Below are 12,667 nucleotides of genomic sequence, written 5' to 3'. Positions count from 1 at the left end.
GAATAACACATGTATCAATATATTATTAGACGAATCCTCATATTTATTCCGATGTTACTCGCTTTATCAATCATTGTTTTTGCTCTAGCAAAAGCCGCACCAGGTGATCCATTTACAGGAAAAATACTAGATCCTAACGTCAATCCAGAAGTATTTGAGCAACAACGTGAAGCATTAGGGTTAAATAAATCTGTCCCTGAACAATATGTTAATTGGGCTAGTAGGTTTGCTAAAGGGGAATTTGGAGAATCGATTACATACAAAGGACGTTCTGTACAAAGTTTAATTTCGGAACGACTAGGAAATACAGTAAGGCTCGGTGTGTTTGCACTTTTTCTGACTCTTATTGTTTCGATTCCGATCGGTATATACTCTGCTCGAAAGCCATATTCACCACTTGATTATGCAGCAACTACATTCGGATTTATGGGGCTTGCGATACCAAACTTTTTCTTTGGACTAGTTGCGATTTATTTTTTCTCTATTAAACTAGGATGGTTTCCTTCCCAAGGCTCTATCGGCGGACCTGGAATGGAAGGTTTTAGTGAATTTATGAGTAGACTCCATCATTTGGTTTTACCAGGTATCACGTTAGGACTTGCGGGTACTGCTACATATATGCGTTATATGCGATCTGAAATGCTCGACGTACTTGATAGTGACTATGTACGTACTGCAAGAGCAAAAGGAATGTCGGAACGAAATGTACTTTATAAACATACTTTACGTAATGCACTTATCCCAATTATAACATTAATGGGTTTCGAGTTTGGAACGCTTCTTGGTGGAGCAATCATTACAGAACAAGTATTTAATTATCCTGGTCTCGGTACATTATTTATTAGCTCTGTTATCAACAAAGATTACCCAGTTGTTATGGCTATTTCCCTCTTTTTAGGAGTAGCAATTTTAATTGGGAATTTACTAGCTGATATATTTTATAGTATTGTTGACCCGAGGATTCGTTATGATTGAGGCGGTGATGTATAATGCAGACAAATGAACAACAACCAATAGAAGCAGATTCGTATACTGTCGTGAAAGGTGAGCGACATCGAAGTCCTTTGCAAATATCGTTCCGTCGATTTTTTAAAAATAAACTTGCTGTATTAGGGTTAATCATCTTGCTTTTTGTTGCATTGGTTGCTATTTTTGCTCCTTTTTTCGCGGAGCATAGTCCAACCAAAACAGATATGTTAAAAATTGAGCAGTCACCAAGTAAAGAACATATTCTTGGTACAGATTCTTCTGGACGAGATAACTTTTCCAGACTTGTTTATGGATCAAGAATCTCCTTAACGATTGGACTAGCTGCCATGTTATTTACTGTGGTTATCGGGGTTGTCCTAGGCTCTTTAAGCGGGTTTTATGGTGGAATTGTAGACGGAATCATTATGCGAGCAACTGATATTATGTTAGCATTACCTTTTATCGTACTTGCTCTAACCGTTATGTCGATTGTTGAAAATATAACGATTAGTATTTTTGTAACGATTATCGCTCTCACAACGTGGCCCACATTAACGAGGATTATTCGAGGCTCCTTTTTAACCCTTAGAGAACAAGAATTTATTCAAGGAGCCCGAGCAGTTGGAGCAAGTGATTTTCGTATTATTAGGAAGCATTTTCTTCCAAATGCGGTCGGACCGATTATCGTGAATGCGACTCTCTTAATGGCAACAATGATCATAATAGAATCGGCGTTAAGTTTTATTGGGATGGGAATACCACAACCAACGCCAACTTGGGGTAATATGATTACAGAGGCACAGAACATTCGAATCTTACGAAGCCATCCAGAAGCATGGATTCCACCAGGTCTAAGTATCTTAATTACAGTGTTAGCAATAAACTTTATCGGTGATGGATTGCGAGATGCCTTTGATCCTAAAAAATAATGAAAGTCACTATTTTATAAGACATTATGGATGATTGATGAAGGGACACTACATATTTTATATAACAAATTTGTAGTGTCTTTTCTTTATTCAACTAAAGTACCCTTTAGTGTAAGTGCACTCCTTCACACACTCTATTTGTCTAATAATACCTCGAAATCTTGTACATACACTGCATTACCTGTAATTGCAACATCAAAAGATTCATTATTTTTGGAAACCTGTACCATCACCCGGCCATCTTTTTCCATTTCATAGCCTTGTTCAACTATTAGGTGTAAAGGTCCTTCATGATTAGTGTGTATGTATATAGCATAATAGGCACCCATTACCCCTGAAGCAGTGCCCGTTACTGCGTCCTCAATCGTTCCCGAATACGGTGAAGAGAAGTGGCGAGCATGCATATCGGCATCAGGATCATAGGTTTCCATACAAAATGGATGAACAGATGTTTTTGGCATTTCTTTTAAAATGGTAGGGAAATAATTATTATTTGGTTTCATTCTTTTAAACGCTTCTAATTGTTTTATTGGGATTAATAATGTCCAAGTACCCGTACTTCCATATAGAATCGGTAAGTTATCATCTATATCCGAAGCTTCTAACCCTATTGATTTAGCTAAAGCTTCTTTTGATCCTTTGAATTCCTTAAATATTGGTGGTGCTTGTTTCATCGTAATGTACATATTACTTTCACTAGTTGATTGAATCGATACAGGTAAAACCCCCGCCTTTGTTTCGATTGTAATATGTGTTTTATCACCTAATAAGCCTTTCGTTTTTAAGGCATAAACCGTTGCCATTGTAGCGTGTCCACATAAATTCATTTCATGACCTGGCGTAAAAAAACGGATTTTTATGTCTGCTACTTCTGATTTAATTGGAAAGGAAGTTTCATTAAATCCGACCTTGCAAGCAATCTCTTGCATTTCTTCCTCTGTCAATTCATCCCCATTTAAAACGACTCCAGCAGGATTTCCCTTATTACGGACTTTACTAAATGCATCATAATGATAAACCCTTATCGGCTTCACCAACCATCCCTCCAGTTTTTTTGAAAGATTCATACTATTCACCATTTCCTACTATATATATTACATTATTTTTACTATAGAAAAAAAGAGGATATTTGCTCATCTGAGCATAATATCCTCTTACCCTTAAGTAGATATAGTTTTTGTCTTTTGTACATTCAGTTTAACTTCCAACTTGTGTTTGTTCTTCTTTCACTTGCTTACGATTACCGATAAATTGGATAATAATCATAAATGCAAAAATTGAAAATCCGATAATATCCGTATATAACCCCGGATAGATTAATAGTAACCCACTAATTAGTGAAACGATTCTACCGATCCAATTTAGCTTATTATACCAATATCCGATCATACCTGCACCAATTGCAATCATACCAGCAATTGCAGATACTAAAACTAAAAGCACCTCGAAGAAAGTTGTATCAATCATTAATAACTGAGGTTGTAAAACGAACATATACGGAATAATAAACGCTGCTATCGCAAGTTTTGATGCATTTACACCTGTCTTTATCGGACTTCCACCAGATATCCCTGTCGCTGCGAAGGCGGCAAGTGCAACTGGTGGTGTAATATCGGCGACAATCCCAAAGTAAAACACAAACATATGCGCAGCCAATATTGGAATAGCTATTGGTAATGCATCATTTAAGGCTAAGATTGCCGGTAAAGCAATGGTAGAAGTAATGATATAGTTTGCTGTTGTCGGTGAACCCATCCCTAAAATTAAGGAAGTAATCATCGTAAAAATTAACGTCAACATCAACTGCATTTGCACATTTGTCGATATGTTTCCAGCAATACTTACTAAACTATTCCCCATTTTTAAGCCTAGTCCAGTTTTTGTTACGACCCCGACAATAATTCCTGCACAAGCTGTAGCTGCTGCTACGCCTAATGCTGTACGAGCACCAGATGTTAATGCATCGATAAGTTTTCTAATATTCATTCTTGTTTCTTTCAAAAATGAACTAACTACGATTGTAGATAAAATTCCTAATAACGCGGTTCTTTCAATACTAAATCCTTTAAAAAGTAAAATTACGATAAATAGGATTGGGAATAATAAATGAATTTTCTTCAAAACAACACTTGCTTTTGGGATTTGATCAGCTGGTAAGCCGTGTAACCCCATTTTCTTCGCTTCCAGGTGGGTCATAATCCAAATCCCAGCAAAATAAAGAATCGCCGGAATTAAAGCTGCTTTGGCGATGTTCCAATAACTGACACCAGCAAATTCAATCATTAAAAATGCAGCCGCCCCCATAATTGGTGGCATAATTTGTCCCCCTGTTGAAGCCGCAGCCTCAACAGCACCCGCAAAGTTCCGGTGATATCCTAAACGTTTCATCATTGGGATTGTGTAGGAACCAGTAGTTACCGTATTTGCAACCGAGCTTCCGGAAATAGTTCCTTGAAGTGCACTAGAGAAGATAGCGACCTTTGCTGGTCCTCCAGTTCTTTTTCCTGCTATTGTAATGGCAAGGTCATTGAAATAGTTTCCAACACCTGTTTGCACAAGAAATGCACCAAATAGTAAAAATAAGAATATATAGGTGGAAGAAACTTGAAGTGGTGTCCCGAGTATTCCTTCCGTCGTAAAAAACATCGAATCAACTAATTGGTGTAAAGTGAGCCCACGGTGTGCAAACATTCCAGGCATATACGGGCCAAAATAAGCATAAAGTAAAAAACAACTTGCAATAATTGTAATTGGTAAACCAACAGCACGTCTAGCAGCTTCTAACACTAATAAAATAGCAATTCCACCAATGATTAGCTGTACAGTTGAAATAGTCCCAATTTGCTGTACTAATGTTTCATAGAATACTGGCCAATAACCACATACGATAATGGCTAATAAGATTAAAATCATATCATACCAAGGCACACTATTCTTAACTGTCTTTTTTCTAGCGGGAAATAGTAGAAAGATTAATGTTAAGGCAAAACCTAAGTGTACCGTTCGTTGAATATAAGCTGTATATTGCCCAAATGCTCCCGTATACAATTGGAATAATGAAAACGCTAAAAGCAATGCAAACACAATACCAGCAGCAATTCCTGTTAACTTACGCGTATTCGCTTCCGCATCAAACTTTTTCAATAGTTCTTCTTGTTCTTTCTCCGATAATTCTTCCACTTGGTCCTCTTTACCCTTATTTTTTTCATTTCTGTCTTTAGATTCAGTCACGAATCATCACCTCTTTCCAACTTTGTAATAATGATATTTTGTCCGTTTTAACCGTAAACCAGGCACCTGGTTCAAAATAATCATTGAAATAAACCATATGTTCCTTACCTGTTTCATCGTTCCAAAGTAGACGATGTTTTGAAACTGTTTTTCCATTTCGTATCTTCATAGAGGGAAAAAGATTATTTAGATTTTTAATATGATATTTCCCATCCTCATAGACAAACTCTTCACCAGCTTCTACGGTTGAGGGCATACCAATACCAAATTCCTCAAATACGATTTCATATTGCTTTATTTGATTTTCCTCTGTAACTTGATACTTTTCAACAACATCAGTTAAGTGAATAGAATGGACAAAAATAATTTGAAATGATTGCTCTTTTTGAATAGGTAAATAAGCAGCAATATTATTTGTATGTTCCTCATAGAAGACTAAGGCTGTTTTTGTAGGAATAATACTATATATAAATAAGAAAATGAAAACGACTACAATAAATAGTAAGAATTTCATTCGACTTTGTACTTTCATATGTGACAGCACCTATATAAAATATTAAAAACCGGTGATTATAGTGACCACCGGTCTAATTTGTAGATTAAATTATACCATATTACTGTACATCAAGTCCTGCTTCTTCAAAGTACTTTTTTGCACCTGGGTGTAGATCAAATCCAATACCTTCAAGAGCAGATTCTAACGTAACATACTGACCTTTATCATGAGCGATGTCTCCTGAATTTTCATAGATTGCTTTCGTAATATCATATACAACATCTTCCGAAAGTTCATCTGTTACTACGATCATGGCAAGTACAGCAACCGTATTAATATCTTCTTCTAACCCATATGTCCCTTCAGCGATTGTGTCAGCAGCATAGTAAGGGTATTTTTCGATTAATTCATCTGCTTTATCTTGTTCAATTGGTAGTACATAAACATCTGCAGTAGCTTGTAGCTCTTCTACTGCTCCAGTAGGTGTACCAGCAGTAATAAATGCAGCGTCGATGTTACCATCTTTAATTCCACCAGCAGACTCTCCAAAGTCTAGATTTTGAGCATCAATATCATCCATTGTCATACCGTGTACTTCAAGAATTTGTTCAGCATTAATATATGTTCCTGAACCAGGAGCCCCTACGGAAACTTTTTTACCTTTTAGATCCTCAACAGATTTAATACCAGATTTTTCGGTTGTGACGATCTGAATTGTTTCTGGATATAGTGAACCTAGTGCAAGTACATTTTCAACTGGTGCGTCAAACGCGTTAATTCCTTCAACCGCATATGCAGCCACGTCCGTTTGAGAGAAAGCAAGCTCTGCTTCTCCATCTTGTAAAGCAATAATGTTATCAGCTGACGCGTTAGAAGAAAGTGCATCTGTCTGAATACCTGTTTCATCCGAAATGATTTTCGCAATTGCTCCACCTAATGGATAATATGTACCACTTGTTCCACCTGTTAAAAAGCTAATGAAATCTGGTGCATCCCCATCACTTGCATCCGTTCCTTCGTCTGTAGATTCTGCATCATCTCCAGCATCTCCTTGTGCATCTTCATTATCTCCACCGCCACAAGCTACTAGAAATAATGATAGAACAAACATCATTATTAGTGATAACCATAATTTCTTCTTCAAGTTAAAATCCCCCTTTTTTAAACATTATATTAATAAAATAACAATAAAAGTGTGGAAAATCAACTAAATTTGTAAATATGTTTGGCTATTTAATAGAAGGTGTTATATTAATTGGTTTTTCAATAGATTTAGTGTGTTATATTTAAGTGCACTTTTTATTTAACCATAATGATGTTAATTTAACATTATTATGGAGACTTCTATTTTCTATTAAAATATATTTTCTTACTTTTAATAGGCTAAAGAGGGCATCTAATGATTACAGTTTCATTAACGGGATGGTTAATCGTGTTAGGGAATGATGAACCTAAATAAGCATCTTTATACCCAAAACAACTAACATTTCTCCTACATGCATTATCAATATTATTGGAATAATTGAACCAAATTCACTTGCTGATGAAGGAAATTTGAATTAATATCTGATACTTCAACGTTTATTGATCTAGCATTATTAGAAGGGACACAGTGGAAAATGAATGAAGCTATTTAATCAATTTCCACTCTGATGATTTGGGGCTCGGCCTTACATATTTGAAACCAGGTTATTTCTAGTTATCTTTGAGCGGCTTTATTCGCTTTTATTTGTTTCAAGCCTTCACTCTTGGCTAAATTTGACAATTCTTGACATTGAATAAAATGTAGTACAGCTTGAGGATTTATTTTTGAATATTCCCTTAAAGACCAGCCAATTGCTTTTTGGATAAAAAATTCATCTATATGCTTCGTTTGTTGGATGATGAAAAATAGTAACCCCTCATCTGTTTTCTCTTTATACTTTAATTGAAAAATAATCATCGTTCGCTTAAGCCAAATATTATCTGAACGAAGCCATTCCTCCCCCCTTTCTTTGATTAAATTAGGGTAGAGTTGGTATAATGTACCAACTAAGTGGGAAGCAATAGCATCAACTGTATCCCACCAAGATTTTGTCGTAATCAAATATTCTGTCAGTTCCATCTGTTCTTTTTGCATATGTTTTTTATTTCTTACAAGATAATCGACCGCAACATATTGGTATTCTCGTTCCGGCCTCTCCCATAACGCTTTAATAATTGGTTCGATGTTCTGATCAAACTTTAACTCTCGAATAAATTCTTTAGAAAGCTCTTTTCTCTTTTGTGCCTTCAATCCAAGAAAGAAGAATTGGTTCCTCATATACTTTTCCATCTGAATGGCATTTTCTTCATTTCGGTTATTTTCAAAGATTGTTTGAAGTGATAAAAGATGTTGTTTTTTCATCTCGGACTCCTTTATTGACTTGTAGGTGTTATTTAATCCTCTCTATACAGTAGGATTAAATACATTAAGTTACAACTCTCATTTCTATACTGCTGCACACTAAATATCCATATTCTCTATGACTCGGATATTAGAAAGGTTTTTTGCGTAGTGTTTTTTCAACTGGTTTCCAGCTTGTTTTTATTAGAGTATCATTTATAGATCTTCGGTAATAAGTAATATGTCTATGTCTCCACGTAAAACTTCCTTCGTTAATTTTTGAACAATGCCCATTTACACAAAATAATTATATCCCTTAAATTCGGTGATGATTATTTATGACTACATTTTATCTGGTGCTTTTAAACCAAGAAGTCTTAAACCTTCTTTCAAAACAAGTGTAACTGATTTTACCAACGCTAATCTACACTGCTGTTGTCCATCAGGTATTAGGATTTTAACGTGACTGTAGTATTTGTTAAAATCTTGGCTTAAATTAATTAAATACTTTGCAATTTGAGAAGGTTCTAGTTGTTTAAAACTTTTTTCGACGACATTTGGAAACTCCATCAGTGATTTTATAACCGTCCAACTATGTGGGTCATCTAATCCCATTAGATTGGAGGTGTTAGCTTTATCATTCCCTTTTCTAAGAATCGAACATGCTCTTGCATGTGTATATTGCACATATGGTCCTGTCGCTCCCTCAAACGTTAACATTTCTTTTAGTGAAAATTCAACATTGTTCTGTCTTTCGTTTTTTAAGTCGTGGAAAATTATCGCTCCTACTCCCACGATCTTAGCAATACCTTTTTTATTTTCAAGGTTAGGATTTTTAATTTCAATATTCTTTTGTGCTAGGTCAATCGCTTCTTTTATCACTTCTTCTAATAAGACAACTTTCCCTTTTCTTGTGGACATCTTTTTACCATCTTTTAAAATAAAGCCAAAAGGTACATGTACTAATCCTTTTGCCCAGTCGTATCCCATCTTTTCAAGGACTAAAAACACCTGTTTGAAATGTAAGCTCTGTTCATGCCCAACTATATATAAAGCTTTTTCAAATTGATATTGTTTTTGTCTGTATATTGCAGCAGTTAAATCTCTTGTTGCATATAATGTCGCTCCGTCCGATTTTTTTATTAAACATGGTGGTAAATCAAACTCCTTTAAATCAACCACTTCAGCACCTTCGGAATGAGAGAGTAGTCCAATACCATTTAATGTATCAATTGTCTCCTTCATTTTATCATTATAAAATGCTTCGCCTTGATAAGAATCGAAGAACACATCTAACAATTCGTATATTTTAGAAAATTCTTTAAGGGATTCATCTCTAAACCATTTCCAAAGTTTGTAAGCCTCTTCATCACCATCTTCTAGCTTTTTAAACCATAATCTTGCGTCATTCTCTAAACTTGGATTGTGTTCAGCTTCTTCATGGAATTTCACATAAAGATTTAGTAATTCCTTAATAGTATTTTGTTTAACGCTTTTCTCATTCCCCCATCGTTTGTAAGCTACGATTAGCTTTCCAAATTGAGTCCCCCAATCACCAAGATGATTGATTCTAATTGGAATATATCCACATTTTTCGACGATATTAGAAAGTGAATTCCCTATGACAGTTGACCTTAAGTGCCCCATAGAAAATGGTTTGGCGATGTTTGGTGAAGAAAAGTCAATGACAACATTTTTCCCATTTCCTATTTCAAGGGAGCCATAATTCTCCCCAGCCTTTAAGATAGATTTTATCATTTCCTTACCAACGATTTTTCTGTTAAGAAAACAATTTAAATATGGTCCTTCAGCTACAACCTTTCCAAATAGAGGATTTGTAATTTTTTTCGATAAATCTTTAGCAATCTCGTTTGGTGATTTCTTTAAGATTTTAGCGAGTAAAAAACATGGGAAAGCCAAGTCACCTTGTTCCTCATATTTAGGTTTTTCAATTAATTGTTTAAGTTCATTCAAATCTAAATTTCCATCAATATTTAAAGCTATTTCTTCAGCATACGCCTTAATTAGTTCCATTTTCATCGACCTTCCTTTATTATAAAAACAAAAATCCCGCCTCTAATTAAGAGACGAGATTTCCCGCGGTACCACTCTAATTGTTCATTATTGAACCTTCTGACAAATTGATAACGGGTATTACCCGACTATGGCCTACTTTTTTCAGGCAACTCCTCAGAAGTGCGCTTCATTATGAAGTATCTGTCAGGCTTCCACCATCCCTAACTCGCTAAAATCAATCATCATAATTACTCTCTTCTTCACAGTATTTGATATTTATTATGGATTTTAAACGATCTATCTTGAAAAAGCAATACTTTACACTGTCTAAGTTTCACTTTTTATCTCTTCAAACCGTTCCTATACTTATAAAAAATATTTACCTTCCCACATTCTGATTAATCGTCATATATTTTCAAAATATAATCAGATAGAGGTCGATGTCCCCCTCCTTTAGGGATTATCTTTATCCTAATAACTAACATCTCTTTCATTATAGAACCATTACAATTAATTGGATATTTTATAATGTAGGCTTAATTAATAACAAAGGTGATCCATCGGGAAAACTCCTCACCTCCCTTACCTCTTTCATTGCATCTCCTGTTTACCCGTTGTATGCTTAAATAAATTAGATAGAATTGGTGATATAATGAAACTAGCAATTTTTGATTTTGATGGAACACTATATAAAAATGAAACTTTTCCATTATTGATGAAACATTTAAAAGAGCATACAACATATGGGCCACGCTATAAAGGATTTTATCGATCTGTTTTAGTTCCTTACATTAGTTATAAATTAAAAATGTATCCCGAAAGAAAAATGAAGATGCAAATGATGCAAAAATATTTGCGTGCTTTTTCCGGTCTAACAGAAACAGAATTAGATGAATATTTTGCTGAAATTGCGAACAAAATGCGGGATGATTTTAATCAAGACGTTTTTTCTCGCCTACATAAACATAACAAAGATAACTTCCATACGATGATTGTTTCTGGTGCATTTACGCCGCTTCTTAAGTCCGTTGCAAAGGATGTCCCTGTCGACACAATCATCGGAACGGATGTGCCAGTAATGGAAGGGTTTTATGATCCTAAGATGCCGATTGATCATGTTCAGGCTGAACGCAAAACAGAATTAGTTCATGATAAAATGAATAATGAATCAATTGACTGGGAAAATAGTTTTGCATATGGGGATAGCTATTCGGATCTCTTTGTATTAAAACTCGTAGGAAATCCTGTTGCAGTCAGTCCAGATGAGAAATTACGGGAAGTTGCGATTCAAAATAAGTGGGAAATAATAGAGTAAAAGTTTTGCATCTAAGCATGCTGGCAAAGATTTTTCCAGATCATGCTACCGCTTAAATTAGCTCTACATTTTTATTTTTGTACTACAATACTTTATTAGGAGGAGTTTAAATGGTAGAGAATTTTAAGGCATTAGTCGTCAATCAAGATGAAAGCGAATTCACCGTGAATATTGATACATTAGATTTAGATGATCTTTCAAAAGGCGATGTTGTCATTCGTGTAGCTTATTCCAGTGTTAATTACAAAGATGGACTTGCTGCAATCCCAAATGGAAACATCGTGCGACAATATCCGCATGTCCCTGGAATTGATCTTGCTGGTACGGTTGTTAGCTCTTCGAATAAACAATTTAAAGAAGGCGATGAAGTTATTGCAACTAGTTACGAAATTGGTGTCTCTCATTACGGTGGTTTTAGCGAATATGCACGGATCCCAGCAGATTGGATTGTTCCTTTACCAAAAGGGCTGACATTAAAAGAAGCAATGACGTATGGCACAGCTGGTTTTACAGCCGCCTTATCGATTTTACGTTTGGAACAGAACGGCCTGCGACCAGAAAATGGACCTGTCCTTGTAACTGGTGCAACTGGCGGAGTAGGTAGTACTGCAGTGGCTATGCTTGCAAAACTTGGTTATGATGTTGTGGCAAGTACAGGAAAATCCTCCGAACACGACTATTTATATTCACTAGGAGCAAAGGAAATTATTTCTCGTGAGGAATTGCAACCTGACAAAATTAGACCGCTGGATAAACAACACTGGGCTGGTGCTGTTGATCCTGTTGGTGGGGATATTCTTGCATATGTATTAAGTGCGACAAAATATGGCGGTTCTGTCGCAGTAACAGGACTGACTGGTGGTCTAAAACTTCCAACGACCGTCTTCCCGTTTATTTTACGGGGGGTAAATTTATTAGGAATTGATTCTGTCTATTGTCCAATGGAAGTTCGAAAACACTTGTGGGATCGCATGGCTACTGATTTAAAACCAGATCTTTTATCTGAATTAACGAATGAAATTACACTCGATGGATTATCGACTACGTTGAAAAATATATTAGCCGGGAAACTTAAAGGAAGAACAGTTGTTAAATTATAACTGGTCGGTAGCCCCGCAGTGATTGTTTGTAGGTTTGAATTAGCTTATACAAGATTTGTTCAACGTAAAGAAAGGTAATCCAGTATGTACGTGAAATATTCAGCACGAAATAGAGTTATTCGGCGCGGACGTGAAATATTCAGCGTAAACTAGAGTTATTCGGCGCGGACGTGAAATATTCAGCGCGAACTAGAATAATTCAGCGCGGACGTGAAATATTCAGCGCGAACTAGAATAATTCAGCGC

Annotated in this window: 10 protein-coding genes and 1 other annotated feature; of the genes, 4 read left to right on the top strand and 6 right to left on the bottom strand. The window is 35.7% G+C overall.

Annotated elements, in window-relative coordinates; genetic code table 11:
• The first annotated feature begins 9 nt into the window (after nt 1–9).
• Together DFR56_RS07365 and opp4C are read left to right on the top strand one after the other, a co-directional pair.
• Nucleotides 10–975 carry an ABC transporter permease gene (locus DFR56_RS07365; RefSeq protein WP_110394802.1) on the top strand — a complete coding sequence of 322 codons (966 nt, stop codon included), beginning with the start codon at nt 10–12 and terminating at the stop codon, nt 973–975.
• 14 nt (nt 976–989) lie between these two features.
• The gene (opp4C, locus tag DFR56_RS07360) at nt 990–1,898 is read left to right on the top strand and encodes an oligopeptide ABC transporter permease (RefSeq protein WP_110394801.1); all 909 of its coding nucleotides are present in this window, start codon (nt 990–992) and stop codon (nt 1,896–1,898) included.
• Between the two features lie 134 nt (nt 1,899–2,032).
• Here the strand turns inward: opp4C and DFR56_RS07355 are convergent, their stop codons facing one another.
• The 6 genes from DFR56_RS07355 to argS form a co-directional block, all read right to left on the bottom strand.
• Entirely contained in the window at nt 2,033–2,932 is a 900-nt protein-coding gene (locus tag DFR56_RS07355) for a PhzF family phenazine biosynthesis protein (protein WP_110394800.1), read from the bottom strand.
• 163 nt (nt 2,933–3,095) lie between these two features.
• A complete protein-coding gene (locus DFR56_RS07350; RefSeq protein WP_110394799.1) occupies nt 3,096–5,129 on the bottom strand; it encodes a TRAP transporter permease in 2,034 nt (677 codons plus the stop codon).
• Complete coding sequence (locus DFR56_RS07345; RefSeq protein WP_110394798.1) at nt 5,122–5,661, bottom strand: DUF1850 domain-containing protein; 540 nt, start codon at nt 5,659–5,661, stop codon at nt 5,122–5,124. Before DFR56_RS07345 ends, DFR56_RS07350 begins: the two co-directional genes overlap by 8 nt.
• Before the next feature lie 82 nt (nt 5,662–5,743).
• A complete protein-coding gene (locus tag DFR56_RS07340; RefSeq protein ID WP_110394797.1) occupies nt 5,744–6,769 on the bottom strand; it encodes a TAXI family TRAP transporter solute-binding subunit in 1,026 nt (341 codons plus the stop codon).
• Between the two features lie 555 nt (nt 6,770–7,324).
• Nucleotides 7,325–8,011, bottom strand: a complete 687-nt coding sequence (locus DFR56_RS07335) for a DNA alkylation repair protein (RefSeq protein ID WP_110394796.1) — start codon at nt 8,009–8,011, stop codon at nt 7,325–7,327.
• Nucleotides 8,012–8,332: 321 nt separating this feature from the next.
• Nucleotides 8,333–10,024, bottom strand: coding sequence for an arginine--tRNA ligase (gene argS / locus DFR56_RS07330; RefSeq protein ID WP_110394795.1), 1,692 nt, complete (start codon nt 10,022–10,024; stop codon nt 8,333–8,335).
• A gap of 46 nt (nt 10,025–10,070) precedes the next feature.
• Nucleotides 10,071–10,279: a binding site (T-box leader), on the bottom strand.
• 379 nt (nt 10,280–10,658) lie between these two features.
• Between argS and DFR56_RS07325 the strand changes: the two genes are divergently transcribed.
• Complete coding sequence (locus tag DFR56_RS07325) at nt 10,659–11,321, top strand: HAD family hydrolase (protein ID WP_110394794.1); 663 nt, start codon at nt 10,659–10,661, stop codon at nt 11,319–11,321.
• Nucleotides 11,322–11,431: 110 nt separating this feature from the next.
• A complete protein-coding gene (locus DFR56_RS07320; protein ID WP_110394793.1) occupies nt 11,432–12,421 on the top strand; it encodes an NADPH:quinone oxidoreductase family protein in 990 nt (329 codons plus the stop codon).
• Nucleotides 12,422–12,667: the final 246 nt, after the last annotated feature.

The organism is Pseudogracilibacillus auburnensis (assembly GCF_003201975.1).
Classification (GTDB): domain Bacteria; phylum Bacillota; class Bacilli; order Bacillales; family Amphibacillaceae; genus Pseudogracilibacillus; species Pseudogracilibacillus auburnensis.
Note: the sequence above shows the minus strand (reverse complement) of the source record. Positions and strands in the feature narration are given on the sequence as shown.

Coding starts and splice junctions, on each gene's coding strand:
- DFR56_RS07335 (WP_110394796.1), bottom strand. CDS start 8,011: ATGAAAAAACAACATCTTTTATCACTTCAAACAATCTTTGAAAATAAC.
- argS (WP_110394795.1), bottom strand. CDS start 10,024: ATGGAACTAATTAAGGCGTATGCTGAAGAAATAGCTTTAAATATTGAT.
- DFR56_RS07325 (WP_110394794.1), top strand. CDS start 10,659: ATGAAACTAGCAATTTTTGATTTTGATGGAACACTATATAAAAATGAA.
- DFR56_RS07345 (WP_110394798.1), bottom strand. CDS start 5,661: ATGAAAGTACAAAGTCGAATGAAATTCTTACTATTTATTGTAGTCGTT.
- DFR56_RS07365 (WP_110394802.1), top strand. CDS start 10: ATGTATCAATATATTATTAGACGAATCCTCATATTTATTCCGATGTTA.
- DFR56_RS07320 (WP_110394793.1), top strand. CDS start 11,432: ATGGTAGAGAATTTTAAGGCATTAGTCGTCAATCAAGATGAAAGCGAA.
- opp4C (WP_110394801.1), top strand. CDS start 990: ATGCAGACAAATGAACAACAACCAATAGAAGCAGATTCGTATACTGTC.